This window comes from Streptomyces sp. NPDC002640 (genome assembly GCF_053592575.1).
Genome location: NZ_JBSFVZ010000028.1, coordinates 1 through 14,623, shown reverse-complemented (window position 1 = coordinate 14,623; position 14,623 = coordinate 1). Strand labels below are relative to the sequence as shown.

The following is a 14,623-nucleotide window of genomic DNA, read 5'->3' as shown; positions in this document are numbered from 1 at the left end:
CCGCCCGGTCACACCAGGCACTCCCGGTCACACCAGGCACTCCCGGTCACGCCGGGTCACGGGGCCATCCCGTCCGCGGCCGCCAGCGGGGCGGCGTCGCGGGCGGCTCGGCCGGGATCCGCACCGCGAGCAGCGCCACGTCGTCCTCGTAGTGCGGCGGGCGGGACCGCTCGAGGAGCCGGTCGGTGAAGTCGTCCAGACCGTGGTGGACCAGGGACGCGGCGTTCACGCGCAGCCGCTCCAGGCCCTCGTCGATGGCGTCGCGCGGGGACTCCACCAGACCGTCGGTGTAGAGGACCAGGGTCGAGCCGGGAGGCAGGAGCATCGTCCCGTCGGGCCGTGTGGGGCTGGTGCCGAGGCCGAGCAGCGGGCCGTGGCCCCCGGTGAGGTAGCGGGCCTCGCCGTCACCGGTCACCAGGAGGGGCGGCGGATGCCCCGCGTTGGTCCACCGCAGACGGTACTGCCCGTCCTGGGTGGCGGTGAGTCGACCGCAGACCAGCGTGGCCATGGAGACCTCCGCGATGTGCAGGCACGCCTGGTCCAGCCACTCGACGATCTTGCTCGGCGGCCGCTGCTCGGACCAGCTGTAGGCGCGGAGCATGTTGCGCAGCTGCGCCATCCCCGCCGCCGCCTCCAGATCGTGCCCGACCACGTCCCCGATCACCAGCACCAGGGCCCCGTCGCCCAGCACGAACGCGTCGTACCAGTCGCCGCCCACCTCGGACGCCTCCTGCGCCGGGCGGTACCGGGCGGTCATGCCGATTCCGGGCAACCGCGGGAGCTGGGGCAGCAGGTGCCGCTGCATCGTCTGGCCCACGGCCCGCTGCTGCTCGTAGAGGCGCGCGTTGTCCAGGGCGAGCCCGGCACGGCGGGTGATGTCCTCCAGCAGCGGCAGATGGGCGGGAACGTACGGCTCGGGGCGCTCGCTGCGTCCCAGGGTGAGCGCGCCGATCACGTCCCGCAGACCGCGGATGGGCGCGATGACCGCCGAGTGCATGCCGGTGGCCTCGAACAGCTTCCGCTGGGCGACGGCGATGTCCGCGTCGGGCGGACCCTGGTAGGTCTCCGGGCCTGCGATCGACGAGGCCGCGCCCCGCAGGGCCCGCGAGAGCGGCATCGTGGACTCCGGAGGGATCGGGGGCATCGGCCCCTCGAGGTCGGGCCGGCGCACCACCTGCCCGTCCTCCTGGTGCGCGACGGAGAGCCGGACCACCTCGTCGCGCTGGGTGATCAGGTCGACGACGGCCCAGTCCGCGAGCCGCGGAACCATGAGGTGCGTCAGCCTGCGCAGCGCCTCCTCCAGGTCGAGGGTGCTGGTCAGCCGCGTCGTGGTCTCGGCGAGCAGGGCCAGCCGCTCCAGCTCGGAGAGGATTCCGTGGTCCGGCTCGGCGGCCTCGGTGTCCACCGGGTCCGCGCCCTCCTCGCTCTCCGCCGCGTCGGAGCACCGGGTGAAGACCACCAGCATCAGCGGGTCCAGACCCGGCACCTCGTACCCGGCGGCCAGCCATCCCACCTGTGCCAGCGAGCCGTCCGCCCGGGCGATCCACATGCTCCCGCCCTGGGTGGGCCGCCCGGTGAGGGCCGCCTTGCGGATCCCGCACCGCGAGCGGGCCACCGTCTCCCCGTGCTCGTTGCGGTGCAGCAGCTCGTGGCCGTCGTGCCCCACCATGGCGTCGGCGTCCCGGCCCACCAGGTCTTCGAGCGCCGGGGTCACGGCCAGGACGGCACCGGACTCGTCGGCGATGTACGCCGGTGCGGAGAGCGCGGCGAGCGTTCCGCCGATCGACGCCAGTGCCCGGGTCTCCGGCGGTACGCCGTCCTGGTGCTCCGCCATCGGTGTCGCCGCCTCCCGGGGAACTCGGTCGGGCCGATCGGTCACGGTCCGGTCCGGTGCACGGGTGCCCCTGTGGGGCGGGTGTGACGCCTGCGGGACTCCAGGATCAGCCGGACGCGCCGCGGGAGCCCTCCGCCTGGACCGGAACCGGCCGTCGTCACCCGGCGGCCGGCCTCGACCCCCGGCCGTCGGCCCGGATCCGCGGCGGCCGGACAGGACCTAGGCTGGGGACGTGAAGGAGACCTCCCGACGCCCCCTCGCCGTGTTCGACCTGGACAACACGCTCGCGGACACCGCGCACCGCCAGCGCTTCCTGGAGACCAGGCCCAAGGACTGGGACGGCTTCTTCGCCGCCGCGCCCGAGGACCCGCCGCTGGCCAAGGGCATCGCCCTGGCGCTGGAGGCCGCCGAGGAGTGCGAGGTCGTCTACCTGACCGGCCGCCCGGAACGCTGCCGGCGCGACACCCTGGCCTGGCTGGCCGCCCACGGCCTGCCCGAGGGGCGGATCCGGATGCGGAAGAACCACGACCGGCGTCCGGCCCGCCGCACCAAGCTGGAGATCCTGCGGGACCTCGCCCGTGACCGGGAGATCAGCATGCTGGTCGACGACGACGAACTGGTCTGCGACGACGCGCAGCGTGCCGGCTTCCGCGTGGTGAGGGCCCGCTGGGCCGCCGAGGCGTCCGAGGGCCTGCGGGAGGCGCAGGAGCGCGAGGGCCGCACCTGAGCGGACGACAGCGGGCGGGGGGCGCCCACGCCCGCACACCCTTGCGCCGCCGCGGCTCCTACTCGGGTTCCTCGATGCGGAAACCGACCTTCAGTCCCACCTGGTAGTGGGCGATCTCCCCGTTCTCGATGTGCCCGCGCACCTGGGTGACCTCGAACCAGTCCAGATTGCGCACCGTCCTCGACGCGCGCGAGACGGCGTTCCGGATCGCCTGGTCGACGCCCTCGGCGGAGCTGCCGACGATCTCGGTGACCCGGTAGACGTTGTCCGACATGGAGACGACTCCTCTCCGGGGCGTCGCGGGGACGGTGACGCCCGACACCCCTCCACCGTGCCCCATGCCGGGACGGACCGCGAGACGTCACGCTCCGGACGGCAGGCCCTTGACGCGGACATTGGTCCATACCAAAATCCAGGCACCCCCCGAGCGCCCCGCGCTCGTCCCCCCACGGGTCTTTCTGCGCATCACAGAACAGGACCACCGTGAGACGTCGTCTGCTCGCCCTGATGGGCGCCTCCGTCGCGTTGATGACCACCGCCGCCTGCGGCATGCTCCCCGGCGAGTCGACACGGAGCACGGTCACCGTGTGGCTGATGAAGGGCACCGCCTCCGAGGCGTTCCTGAAGAGGTTCACCACCGAGTTCGAGGCCGGCCATCCGGACATCCGGCTGGACATCCGCATCCAGGAGTGGACGGGCATCGGCCCCAAGGTCCAGGCCGCCATGGAGCCCGAGGAGGCCCCCGACGGGCCGGACGTCATCGAGGTCGGCAACACCCAGGTGCCGCAGTACGTCGAGGGGCAGCTGCTCGACCTCACCCTGGAAGCGGTCCGGGACTGGGGCGTCGACGACTGCCTCCCCGGCCTCACCGACCCCGGCCGGGACCGCAACCACCAGTACGGGATCCCCTGGTACGCGGCCAACCGTGTGGTCGTCTACCGCAAGGACCTCTTCGAACAGGCCGGGATCACCGCCCCGCCGAAGACCCGTCAGGAGTGGCTGGAGGCCACCCGCAAGCTGGACGCCGGCGGCAACCAGGGGATCTACCTGGCCGGCCAGGACTGGTACACCCTCTCCGGGTTCATCTGGGACGAGGGCGGCGATCTCGCCGTCGAGCGCAGCAACGCCTGGGAGGGCTCTCTGCACTCCGAAGAGGCCCTGCGCGGGATGGAGTTCTACCGGCAGCTGCAGGCGCTGGGCGACGGGCCCGTCGACGCCGACGAGGAACACCCGCCGCAGGCAGGGGTGTTCGCCAAGGGGAAGGTCGCCCAGATCGTCGCCGTGCCGGGCGTGGTCCAGACGGTCCTCGCCGAGAACCCCGAACTCGAGGGGAAGATCGGCTACTTCCCCGTCCCGGGCAAGAGCGCGGACAAGCCCGGCGCGGTCTTCACCGGCGGATCGGACCTCATCATCCCCCGCAACACCGACCAGCAGAGCGGGGCGATCGACGTCATCGGCGCGCTGGTGAGCGAGAAGTGGGTCACCGACCTGGCCCGCACCATGAACTACGTGCCCAACAAGGAGAAACTGGCCGGAGCCGTCGCCGACAACGAGGGCGTGGCCGCCATGGCCGCGGGCGCCGCCCAGGGCCGCGCCACACCGTCCACGCCCGAGTGGGCCGAGGTGGAGGCCGACAACCCGATCAAGCGGTACATGACGGCCGTCCTCGAGGGCGGCGACCCCCGGCGCGAGGCCGAGAAGGCGTCCGCCCTCGTCACCGAGGCGCTGAACCCCGTCTTCGGCTGACCCACGCGGCGGACGCCCACGACGACGCGGGGGGCGCCCACGACGGCGCGGGGGCGCCCACGACGGCGCGGGGGCCGTACCGGACGACGGCGCGGGGGCCGTACCGGGAGCGCCGGTACGGCCCGTCAGCGCACCACCCCGAGCGACAGGGCGAACCGCCCCTCGCGGTCGGTCCACCAGTGGGTGACCTCCATGCCGACGGCGCCCAGTTCCTCCCGCACCCGCTCCGGGCGGAACTTCGCCGAGACCTCCGTCCGCACCTCCTCGCCCTCGGCCAGCTCGACCACCAGGTCCACGGCGGGGATCTTCACCGTCTGCGCCTCCCGCGACCGGAGCCGCATCTCGATCCACTCCGCGGCGGGATCCCACACCGCGACGTGGTCGAAGAGCTCCGGCCGGAAGTCCGCCGACAGCTCCCGGTTCACCACCCGCAGCACGTTGCGGTTGAACTCCGCGGTCACCCCGGCCGCGTCGTCGTACGCCCGGACCAGCACCCCTTCGTCCTTGACCAGGTCGGTCCCCAGCAGCAGCGCGTCGCCGGGCGACAGCAACTCCCGTACCGACCGCAGGAACCGCTCCCGCTCCGCGGGCTCCAGGTTGCCGATCGTCCCGCCCAGGAAGGCCACCAGCCGCGGCCCCGGCCCCTCGGGGAGCTCCAGCCGCCCCGTGAAGTCGGCCACCACGGCGTGCACGTCCAGCTCCGGCCGCCGCCCGGAGAGCTCCCGCCCCGCGCCCCGCAGCGCGCTCCCGCTCACGTCCACCGGCACGTACAGCGCGAGGTCCGGCATCGCGTCCAGCAGGTGGTGCGTCTTCTCCGAGGAACCCGAACCCAGCTCGACCAGGGTGCGGGCCCCGCTCGCCCGGGCGATCTCCACGGCGCGGTCGGTGAGGATCTCCGCCTCGGCGCGCGTCGGATAGTACTCGGGCAGCCGGGTGATCCGGTCGAACAGCTCGCTGCCCCGGGCGTCGTAGAACCAGCGCGGCGGCAGCGACCGCGGCCGGTGCGCCAGCCCGGCCAGGACGTCGGCGCGCAACGCCGCCCGGGAGGCGTCCTCGGGCAACGTGCGGGTGATGCGGAACGGGCTCACCGCTGTGCTCCTTCCTGCGGGCTGCCGGCGTTCGCGCCGGCCGGCGGCGGGGTGTCCGGGCCGTCGTCCATCGGGGCCAGCAGCACGCCCGCGCGGGTCGCCGTGAGCAGCGTCCGGTCCGGGACCTCCCGCCAGCGCGGGTCGTCGTCGTACGGCTCGGACGCCACCACTGCGCTCCGGCCCGGCTCGGCCAGGTACCACAGCGTGTCCCCCCACGCCGTGGCCGTGATCGTCCCGCCGTCGGTGAGCAGCAGGTTGAGGCGCGAGGCGGGCGCGGCCGCCGCCACCTCCCGCACCGCTCCGGCGACCGCCGGTCCGGCCTCCTCGCCGGAGCGCAGCCGGTGCAGCACCAGCGCCCAGACCAGTGCCGAGTCGGTGCGCGCCTCCAGCTCCAGCAGCCGCACCGGCGGCAGCGCCCCGGCCGCCGCGGCCAGCGACCCCGGCCAGCCGGCGACCGCCCCGTTGTGGCTGAACAGCCACCGCCCCGCGGCGAACGGCGCGGCGGCGGCCTCCCCGTCGGCGCCCGCCTCGGTGGCGTCCCGCACGGCGGCCAGCACCGCGTCCGAGCGCACCACCCGCGCCAGGTCGGTGAACGAGGGGTCCGCCCACACCGGCCCCGTACGCCGGTAGCGGGCCGGCACCGGGTCACCCGGGGCGTACCAGCCCACCCCGAAGCCGTCGGCGTTGACCGTCCCGTACCGCTGCCGCCTCGGCTCCCACGACTGGCGGAACAGGCTGTGCGCCGGAGCGACCAGCAGGTCCCGCAAGGGCGCCTGCGGCCCCACCCAGGCCAGGTGCCGGCACATCAGACCGCCTCCCCGCCCGGCTGGACACCCGGCCCCACCCGGTCGGGCACGGCCGAACGCGCCGTGCGGAAGCCGGAGAAGATCTGCCGCCGCACCGGATAGTCCCAGTTGCGGAACGTGCCCCGGCAGGCCACCGGGTCCACCGCGAAGGAACCGCCGCGCAGCACCTTGTGCTCCGGCCCGAAGAACACCTCCGAGTACTCCCGGTACGGGAAGGCCGCGAACCCCGGGTACGGCAGGAAGTCGCTCGACGTCCACTCCCACACGTCGCCGATCAGCTGCCCGATCCCCAGTGGCGACCGGCCGGCCGGGAAACTGCCCACGGGCGCCGGACGCAGGTGCCGCTGGCCCAGGTTGGCGTGGTGCGCGGACGGGTCCTCGTCGCCCCACGGGTACCGGCGGGAGCGGCCGGTCGCCGGATCGTGGCGGGCCGCCTTCTCCCACTCCGCCTCGGTCGGCAGCCGCCGCCCCGCCCACCGGGCGTACGCGTCCGCCTCGTACCAGCTCACGTGCAGCACCGGCTCGTCGGGCGGGACGGGCTCCGTCCTCCCGAACCGCCGCCGCAGCCACTGCCCGCCCTCGAGCCGCCAGAACAGCGGCGCCTCGACGCCCTGCGCGCGCAGGTGCTCGAACCCCTCGGGACGCCACCAGCGGGGCTGGTGGTAGCCGCCGTCCTCCATGAACGCCAGGAACGCGGCGTTGGTCACCGGCGCCGTGTCCAGGAAGAACGGCGCCACCTCCACCAGGTGCCCCGGCCGCTCGTTGTCGAGCGCCCAGGGCTCGTCGGACGTGCCCATCACGAACGGCCCGCCCGGTACCAGCACCTCGGCGGGTCCCGTGTGCGCGGGCGCCGGCCCGGGGTCGGGCGCGGTGAGCACCGCGGGGCCCCGGCGCAGCTGATGGGTGATCAGCATCGTCTCGTCGTGCTGCTGCTCGTGCTGGGCGACCATGCCGAAGACGAACCCGGCCGCGGTGAGCGGCGGGCCGTCGAAGGGCGCGTGCTCCAGCAGGTCCAGCACCCGGCCGCGGATCTCCGCGACGTAACGCCGGGCCTCGGCCGGCGGCAGCAGCGGCAGCGAGGGACGTTCGGCACGGCTGTGCTGGAAGGCGTCGTACAGGCCGTCGATCTCCGGCCGCAGCGCCTCGCGTCCGCCCACCGCGCGCAGCAGCCACAGCTCCTCCTGGTTGCCGACGTGCGCCAGGTCCCACACCAGGGGCGACATCAACGGCGAGTGCTGCGCGGTCAGTTCGGGATCGTCCAGACAGGAGGTGAGGAGCGCGGTGCGCCGGCGCGCCGCGGACAGCGCGGCCTCGGCACGCTCCCGCGACGCCTCGGGCGCAGCGGTGGCGCCCGGTCCGGTGACGTCGGTCATCAGAAGGGTTCCTTTCCCTGCCGGACGCGGTCCAGGAGGTCGTCGGCGGGGCAGCGGCCGCGCGCCACGTGCCGTTCGGTGAACTCGCCGACGGCGTCCGTGACCGCCGTGCCCGCGCCGAGCCGGGGCAGCGCCTCCAGGGCGGCCGAGAAGCAGAGCGCGGCGGCCTCCCGCAGCTCCGGGTCGGCCAGGCCGTGCCGCGCGGCGCCCGTCCACAGCGGATTGTGCGGGGCGGGCAGCGGGCGGCTCCGCTCCGCCAGCGGCTTGACCGCCCGGTAGGCGGTCTCGGCGGCGGCCAGGTCGTCGAACAGGGCCGCGGCGACCGCGAGCGGCACGATCCAGCCGTCCTCGCCCGGCTGGGCGTCGATCATCCGCAGCTCGAGGAAGCCGCGGGGCCGCACCGGCGGGAACAGGGTGGTCAGGTGGTACTCCAGGTCCTCCCGCCGGGGCCCGGAACCGTCGGCCTCGCCGCGGCGCAGCCAGTCCCGGAAGGTCGTCCCGTCCGGCACCTCCCACGGGCCGACGGTGCGGCGCCGGCACATCAGCGGCGCGTCGAGCGCCCGCCGCGTCCAGGCCGCCCGGGGCTCCGCCTCCAGCGGGGGAGCGCCCGCCCGTTCCGCGCCGATCTCCGCCCACCGCAGCTGCCGGGTGGAACGCCAGCCGGTGGGACGGCCCTCGGCCATGGGGGAGTGGGCGAAGGCCGCCAGCAGCACCGCGCCCAGCAGGTGTGCCATCCGCCAGCGGCGGACGTGCCCCAGCGGCCCGGGCTCCTCGACGCCGGCGTCCAGGTTCACCTGCACCGAGGCCGAGGTGCACATCATGATGCGGCCCGCCGGCCCGTACCGGTTCAGGCAGCGCTCCATCGCGTCGTACCGCGGCTCCCGCAGGAACCGGCGCGGCGGCTGCCACGGGTCCAGGCCCATGCCGGCCAGGGCCAGGCCCTGCTCGCGCAGCACGGGGCGGACCGTCGCCAGGTCGGCGGCCATCGTCTCCACGCACGCGGTGAGGGACTCCGCGGGGCGGGAACTCAGCTCGACCTGCCCGCCGGGTTCGAAGGTGACCGGAGAGGTCACCGGAAGCCCCTCCAGGGAGGCGTGCGCCTCCTCGAGCCGCTCGGGCGTGACGGTGGCGCGCGGATCGTCCAGGTCGTGGACCAGCCATTCCAGTTCCACGCCGAGCAGACGGGGCGGACCGGTCTTGAAGCAGATGCCGTGGACCAGCGCCTCGGCGCCGGCCTCCGACAGCATCTCGCCCGGCCCCGCCGCCGTCCCTGTCGCCTCGGACATGCCGGGGTTCTCCCTCCTGAGAGAGTCGAACAACGCTGGCTTCCCACCCAAGACCCTGACACGGAAGGACACAAGGGCGCACCTCGGGAACCGGGTCCCGGGACGGCGCGCCGGTGTCCGGAAACCGGTGACGGCGGGAAGCGTCGCAGGTCCGGACGGTGCCCACGTCCGCCCGGTACGCGGCATGCCGGAGGGCCGGGCCCGGGGCGCACCCCGGTCCGGCCCGGCCTCCCGCGGCGGGTGGAATCAGCCCGCGGCCCTGCGGACGAGGTCGGCCAGCCGCGCCTCGACCTCGTCGGTGAGCTCGGTCAGGGCGAACGAGATCGGCCAGAAAGTGCCGTCGTCCAGGGCCGCGACGTCGCTGAAGCCGAACTCGGCGTAGCGAGTCCTGAACTTCTGCGCGCACTTGAAGAAGCACAGCACCTTGCCGTTCTTCGCGTACGCCGGCATGCCGTACCAGAGCCGCGGGGTGAGCTCCGGGGCGGCCGCCCGCACGAGCCCGTGGATCCGGGTGGCCAGGACGCGGTCCGCCTCGGTCATGTCCGCGATCTTCTCCAGGACCTCGGCCTCCGGGTCCGCCTTGGCCGCGCCGCGCCGCGACGTCCCGCGGACCTCCTTGGCGCGGTCCTTCATCGCGGCGCGCTCCTCCGCGGTGAACCCCTCGCGCGCCTCGTCCACCGTGACCGCCGTCCGCGTGCTCTTCATCGCGTTCCCCTCTCGTGCCGTGTGCCGGAGCCGGACCGCCCGGCCCACCGGGGCCGTCGTCCTGCCGTGCCTCACACGCTATTGCCGCGAGGGCCGCCGGGGCTTCTCGAAAACTGACCGGCCCGGACGGGTGCCGCACAACCGGGTCAGCGGACCTCCTTGACGCGGATCAGGTTGCCCGCCGGGTCGCGGAAGGCGCAGTCCCGCATGCCGTACGGCTGGTCCGTGGGCTCCTGCACGACCTCCGCGCCGCCGGCCCGCACCTTCTCGAAGGTGGCGTCGAGATCGGGGGTGGCCAGCAGGATCCAGCCGAAGGTGCCCTTGGCCATCATCTCGGCGATGGTCCGCCGTTCGGCCTCGGTGACCCCCGGGTCGGCGCCGGGCGGGGCCAGCAGGACGGACGTCTGCGGCTGTCCCACCGGGCCGACGGTGATCCAGCGCATCCTTCCCTCCCCGACGTCGCCGCGGACCTCGAACCCGAGGAGGTCGCGGTAGAAGGCGAGGGAGGCCTCCGGATCGTCGTGCGGGAGGGAGGTGGTGTTGATCATCAGGTCCATGGGGTCACCGTAGAACGGCCCCCGGGACGGCGTCCCACGGTTCTCCGATCATCGTCCGGCACGCACGCACGCACGCACGCGGGCCGGGCCCGGCCCGCCTCCGTGCCGGACGGCCGTGTGCGCATGCCGAACGGCCGGGCGGCACCCGCCGCCCGGCCCACCCCCCTGGCGGCGCCCGCCCGCGGTCAGGGCAGCTCGGGGAAGGGCGGCGCGGCGGGCGGCCGGACCCCCTGGGCCGGGACGCCGCCCTGCGGCTGCCATGCCGGCCGGCTCGACGGCGGCGGGCCCAGCAGCGGCGTCAGCGTGCGGTGTATGCGCTCGGCCTCGCCCCGCACCTGGACGGGAATGTCGCCGCGCTCGGCGACGAGACGGTTGTAGATGGGCGTTTCCTGGAACAACGGATCTGCTTTCGTGGACGGCCCGGAGGCCGGACGACGGGGGTGGTGACCGAGCCGGTCACCGGCTCGGCCTGACGTCCCGCGCACCTACGCGGGGCGCCGTCCTGGGGGGGTGGGACCAGCGTAGGCCGTAGCCGATCTTAGGGGGCGGGATCCCGCCGACGCGACCGCCCCCGCGCGACGGACGGACCGCCGAGAGGGCGGGGGAAATTGGCCGGGGAGAAACCGACGAGTTCTGCCGGTGGCCGCGGTCGTACTCGGTGGACGCCCGAACGGCGGGCGGCCACCGACCACTTGGAGGCAGGCATGACCGCGCCGGTGAAGGGCCCCGCCAGCTACTTCCCTTCGATCGAGAAGAAGTACGGCCGCCCGATCGCGGAGTGGAAGGACCTCATCCGCTCCTCGCCGCTGACCAGGCACATGGAGCTGGTCGCCTGGCTCAAGGACGAGCACGGCCTGGGCCACGGCCACGCCAACGCCCTCGTCGCCCACACCCTGGCCGAGTCCGCCTGACGCCCGGGGGGCGGGACGGGACGGACGGCGCGGCGCGGTCACTCCTCGGCCCGCAGCCAGACGTAGTCGACCGGCTGGGCGGCGTTCCACTCCCGCGCGAGGTCGGCGGCGACCGGCCGGAACCCGGCGGCGTGGTAGCACCGCAGCGCGGGGGTGTTGTCCGGGTGGACGCGCAGGAAGACGTCGTCGAAGCCCGCCTCCAATGCCCCGGCGAGCAGCGCCCGGACCAGCGCCCGTCCCACGCCCCGGCCGCGGTCCTCCGGAGCCACGAGCAGGCGTGCGAGCTCGGCCTCGTCCTCCTCGTCGTCGAGCCACAACTCGCCGTAGGCGATCGGGCGTCCGCCCTCGACCAGGACGAAGGCCCGCACGCCGTCCTCCTGTTGCCAGGCGGCGACGGTCCGCGCGGACACGGGGAACTCGTCCCGTCCGCACCACTGGGCGACCTCCGTGGCGGAGGTGGGCCAGCCGGCGACCACGCCCGGGTGGTCGGGGCCGGTAGGCAGCAGGTCCATCAGGCACCTCCGTCCGCGGCGCCGGACCGAGGCCACGGATGCCGTGCGGCGGAAGGCGGGGGCGGGGGAGGGGGAGCGGTGCTCAGGTCCTGGAGGCCGACGACCTGCAGCAGGCGGAGCCGGTCGTGGGCCTCGGTGCCGGGACGGGCGGTGTGGAGCACCAGGGAGTGCCGGCCGCCGGGGGCGAGCAGCAACTCGCAGTCCAGTTCCAGGAGGCCGACCACCGGGTGCCGGAACCGCTTGACCGACGCCCGGTGGACGGCCACCCGGTGGTCGTCCCACAGTTCCGCGAACTCCTCGCTGCGGGCGCGGAGTTCGGCGGCGAGGGCGGCGGGGCGGGGATCCTCGGGGTGTGCGGCGGTGACGGCCCGGAGGGAGGCGGCCTGGGTGCGGGCGAGACGGGCGTGGTCCTCCGCCGGGAAGAGGTCGCGGGCGCCGGGTTCCAGGAAGAACGTCCGGACCAGGTTGCGCCACCGCGGGGGACGGGAGGAGAAGTCGCCGGTCAGGGCACGGGACATGGCGTTCTGCGCGAGGACCTCGCCCCAGTCGCTCACCACCTGGGCAGGGGTGTCGTGCAGGCGGTCCAGGACCAGGAGAAGGCCCGGCCGGACGTGCTCCGGTGCGAGGACGGCCCGCGGGGGCTGCTCCCCGGCCAGGTGGAACAGGTGGTCGCGTTCGTCGTCGGCGAGCCGCAGGGCACGGGCCAGCGCGGTGAGCGTCTGCCGGGAGGGACGCGGCCCGCGGGCCTGCTCGAGGCGCGTGTAGTAGTCGGCCGACACGCCCGCCAGCGCGGCGACCTCCTCTCGGCGCAGCCCGGGCGTCCGGCGCCTCCGCCCGGCCGGCAGCCCGACGTCCGACGGCACCAGAGCCGCGCGGCCGCGGCGGAGGAAGTCGGCGAGTTCGGCCCGCTTCATGCGCCCAGCCTCGCCCCGGGCGCCGGTGTTGTCCAGGGACCGGCGATCCCCCGATCGGCAGGTCTCTCCCGGTGACGGCCCGCGGCGGACACCGTGGTCCCGACCGACCGACCGACCGACGGTGAGGAGAGCGGACATGCGCATTCTGGTGACGGGCGCGACGGGACAGGTGGGGCGGGGCCTGCTGCGGCACCTGCCGGGGCCGGGGGCACGGGGCGACCGGGTGCGGGTCCTGGCGCGTGACGAGGCCCGCGCGGCGGCCTGGGCGGAACGCGGCGCCGAGGTGGTGCCGGGCGACCTGCGGGACACCGACGCGCTGACGAAGGCGGTGGACGGCGTCGACGCCGTGCTGAACGTGGCGGCCGCCTTCAAGGGAGGCGGTGACCCGCAGGAGATCACGGAGGTGAACCGCGACGCCGCGGTCCGTCTCGGGCGGCTGGCCCGGGAGTCCGGGGCACGCCGCTTCGTCCAGGTCAGCACCAACCTCGTGTACGGCGCGGGACGTGACCGGCCGCACGAGGAGGACGACGACAGCGTCCCGGGCGGACCGCTCTGGGGACCGTACCCGGCCTCCAAGGCGGAGGCCGAGCGCCAACTGCTGGCCCTGAACGGCCTCGACGTGCGGATCGGGCGGCTCGCCCTCGTCTACGGCGACGGTGACCCGCACCTGGCCGACGCGCTGGGGTGGGCGCGGAACTGGCCCGCCGCCAAACGCCTGCAGCTGGTGCACGTCGCCGACGCGGCGCGGGCGTTGCTGCGGCTGCTGTACGCGCCGGGCGCGGACGGCCGGGTGTACAACATCGCCGACGACGCGCCGGTGACGACACTGGAGCTGCACCAGGTGCTCGGCGAGGAGTTCCCGGCGGAGGGCCGGGCCGCGGTGGACCCCGATCCCTGGCACGGCATCCTCCGCACGGAGCGGATCCGGTGGGAACTCGGCTTCGTCCCCCTGTACCCCACCCTCCGGTCGGCCCGGGACGCCGGCGCGTTGTGACGCCCCCGGACCACGGCCGCCCGACGCCCGACGCCCGACGACCGGCGCCCGACGCCCGGCGGCCGGGGTCCGGGGACGGCGGTTCAGGCACGGCGGCGGCCCGGTAAGTCGGTTGCGGGACGCGGCGAGGGCGGGCAGGGTGCCGTACCGTCCGCCCGAGCCGAGTCAGGAGCCGCAGTGCGAGAGCCCGACACCTTCCACGCACCCGGGGCGGGGACCCCGGTCCCCGAGGAGATCACCGTCGCGGAACCGCAGGCCGGCCCGTACGGCATCGCATACGGCCCCGACGGCGCCGTGTGGTTCACCCTGGTGCACAGCGGCGCCATCGGCAGGCTAGGCCCCGGCGGCGAACTCACCACCTTCCCGCTCGGCGCCGACTGCGCGCCGATGGCCCTCACGCCCGGACCGGACGGGGCCCTGTGGTTCACCCGCAACCGGGACCACCGGATCGGCCGCATCAGGCCCGACGGGACGGCGACCGCGTTCCCCCTCCCGGGCGCGCCCTACGGCATCGCCGCCGGACCGGACGGCGCCCTGTGGTGCACGCTCACCAGCTCCGACCGCATCGGCCGGGTCACGACCGAGGGCGAGGTCACCGAGTACCCGATCCCCGCCGAGGGCGGCTTCCCCGCCGCGATCACCGCCGGGCCCGACGGCGCGCTGTGGTTCACCCTGAACCAGGCCGACGCCGTCGGCCGGATCGACGTCGGCGGGCAGGTCACCCTGCACCCGCTGCCGACCACCGGCGCGGCGCCGGTGGGCATCACCAGCGACGGGACGGCGCTCTGGTTCGCCGAGATCGGTGCCGGGAGGATCGGCCGCATCACCCCGGACGGCGCCGTCGCGGAGTTCCCGCTGCCCGACCCCGCCTGCCGTCCCCACGCGGTGGCCGCCGCCACGGCGGGGGAGTGCTGGTTCACCGAGTGGGCGGGCAACCGCATCGGCCGGATCACCGCCGCGGGCGAGGTCACCGCGTACGACCTCCGCACCCCCTCCGCCGAGCCGCACGGCATCGACGTCGGCCCGGACGGCACCGTCTGGGCCGCCCTCGAAACGGGCGCACTGGCACGCCTGCGGCCCTAGGTCGTGTCCGCAAAGTGGGGGCGTCGTTGGTCTGTTCGTGGTGCGTCGTCATGAGCTGACTGATGAGTCGTGGGCGGTGATCGGGCC

The 14,623-nt window shown here is 74.9% G+C and carries 16 protein-coding genes; 5 read left to right on the top strand and 11 right to left on the bottom strand.

The window, feature by feature from the left end; translation table 11 throughout:
• Positions 1-46 precede the first annotated feature (46 nt).
• Positions 47-1,834, bottom strand: a complete 1,788-nt coding sequence (locus tag ACWD3O_RS29045; RefSeq protein ID WP_451417956.1) for a SpoIIE family protein phosphatase — start codon at positions 1,832-1,834, stop codon at positions 47-49.
• 232 nt (positions 1,835-2,066) lie between these two features.
• Here ACWD3O_RS29045 and ACWD3O_RS29040 point away from each other — a divergent pair, with 232 nt between their 5' ends.
• Positions 2,067-2,561: a phosphatase domain-containing protein gene (locus ACWD3O_RS29040; RefSeq protein ID WP_451417955.1), complete on the top strand. Its 495-nt coding sequence runs from the start codon at positions 2,067-2,069 to the stop codon at positions 2,559-2,561.
• A 58-nt stretch (positions 2,562-2,619) separates the two neighbouring features.
• Here ACWD3O_RS29040 and ACWD3O_RS29035 read toward each other — a convergent pair whose 3' ends face one another.
• A complete protein-coding gene (locus tag ACWD3O_RS29035) occupies positions 2,620-2,835 on the bottom strand; it encodes a dodecin (protein ID WP_356132930.1) in 216 nt (71 codons plus the stop codon).
• A 209-nt stretch (positions 2,836-3,044) separates the two neighbouring features.
• Here ACWD3O_RS29035 and ACWD3O_RS29030 point away from each other — a divergent pair, with 209 nt between their 5' ends.
• The gene (locus ACWD3O_RS29030) at positions 3,045-4,307 is read left to right on the top strand and encodes an extracellular solute-binding protein (protein ID WP_451417954.1); all 1,263 of its coding nucleotides are present in this window, start codon (positions 3,045-3,047) and stop codon (positions 4,305-4,307) included.
• Positions 4,308-4,432: 125 nt separating this feature from the next.
• On the opposite strand, the gene egtD is transcribed toward ACWD3O_RS29030, so the two are convergent.
• The 7 genes from egtD to ACWD3O_RS28995 form a co-directional block, all read right to left on the bottom strand.
• Positions 4,433-5,395, bottom strand: coding sequence for an L-histidine N(alpha)-methyltransferase (gene egtD / locus ACWD3O_RS29025; RefSeq protein ID WP_451413681.1), 963 nt, complete (start codon positions 5,393-5,395; stop codon positions 4,433-4,435).
• Complete coding sequence (gene egtC / locus ACWD3O_RS29020) at positions 5,392-6,201, bottom strand: ergothioneine biosynthesis protein EgtC (RefSeq protein WP_451413680.1); 810 nt, start codon at positions 6,199-6,201, stop codon at positions 5,392-5,394. The genes egtD and egtC overlap by 4 nt, the downstream gene beginning before the upstream one ends.
• Positions 6,201-7,574 carry an ergothioneine biosynthesis protein EgtB gene (gene egtB / locus ACWD3O_RS29015; protein ID WP_451413679.1) on the bottom strand — a complete coding sequence of 458 codons (1,374 nt, stop codon included), beginning with the start codon at positions 7,572-7,574 and terminating at the stop codon, positions 6,201-6,203. The genes egtC and egtB overlap by 1 nt, the downstream gene beginning before the upstream one ends.
• Entirely contained in the window at positions 7,574-8,860 is a 1,287-nt protein-coding gene (gene egtA / locus ACWD3O_RS29010; protein ID WP_451413678.1) for an ergothioneine biosynthesis glutamate--cysteine ligase EgtA, read from the bottom strand. The genes egtB and egtA overlap by 1 nt, the downstream gene beginning before the upstream one ends.
• A gap of 246 nt (positions 8,861-9,106) precedes the next feature.
• The gene (locus tag ACWD3O_RS29005; RefSeq protein WP_451413677.1) at positions 9,107-9,565 is read right to left on the bottom strand and encodes an iron chaperone; all 459 of its coding nucleotides are present in this window, start codon (positions 9,563-9,565) and stop codon (positions 9,107-9,109) included.
• 146 nt (positions 9,566-9,711) lie between these two features.
• The gene (locus tag ACWD3O_RS29000; protein WP_451413676.1) at positions 9,712-10,122 is read right to left on the bottom strand and encodes a VOC family protein; all 411 of its coding nucleotides are present in this window, start codon (positions 10,120-10,122) and stop codon (positions 9,712-9,714) included.
• A gap of 185 nt (positions 10,123-10,307) precedes the next feature.
• Positions 10,308-10,520 (bottom strand): hypothetical protein, encoded by a 213-nt coding sequence (locus ACWD3O_RS28995; RefSeq protein WP_451413675.1) that lies wholly within the window; start codon positions 10,518-10,520, stop codon positions 10,308-10,310.
• 306 nt (positions 10,521-10,826) lie between these two features.
• Here ACWD3O_RS28995 and ACWD3O_RS28990 point away from each other — a divergent pair, with 306 nt between their 5' ends.
• The gene (locus ACWD3O_RS28990; RefSeq protein ID WP_451413674.1) at positions 10,827-11,033 is read left to right on the top strand and encodes a DUF4287 domain-containing protein; all 207 of its coding nucleotides are present in this window, start codon (positions 10,827-10,829) and stop codon (positions 11,031-11,033) included.
• Positions 11,034-11,071: 38 nt separating this feature from the next.
• Here ACWD3O_RS28990 and ACWD3O_RS28985 read toward each other — a convergent pair whose 3' ends face one another.
• Positions 11,072-11,545, bottom strand: a complete 474-nt coding sequence (locus ACWD3O_RS28985; RefSeq protein ID WP_451417953.1) for a GNAT family N-acetyltransferase — start codon at positions 11,543-11,545, stop codon at positions 11,072-11,074.
• Positions 11,545-12,459: a helix-turn-helix transcriptional regulator gene (locus ACWD3O_RS28980; RefSeq protein ID WP_451417952.1), complete on the bottom strand. Its 915-nt coding sequence runs from the start codon at positions 12,457-12,459 to the stop codon at positions 11,545-11,547. Before ACWD3O_RS28980 ends, ACWD3O_RS28985 begins: the two co-directional genes overlap by 1 nt.
• A 136-nt stretch (positions 12,460-12,595) precedes the next feature.
• On the opposite strand from ACWD3O_RS28980, the gene ACWD3O_RS28975 reads away from it, so the two are divergent.
• Positions 12,596-13,453 carry an NAD-dependent epimerase/dehydratase family protein gene (locus ACWD3O_RS28975; RefSeq protein WP_451417951.1) on the top strand — a complete coding sequence of 286 codons (858 nt, stop codon included), beginning with the start codon at positions 12,596-12,598 and terminating at the stop codon, positions 13,451-13,453.
• Between the two features lie 177 nt (positions 13,454-13,630).
• Positions 13,631-14,536 carry a Vgb family protein gene (locus ACWD3O_RS28970; protein ID WP_451417950.1) on the top strand — a complete coding sequence of 302 codons (906 nt, stop codon included), beginning with the start codon at positions 13,631-13,633 and terminating at the stop codon, positions 14,534-14,536.
• Positions 14,537-14,623 lie beyond the last annotated feature (87 nt).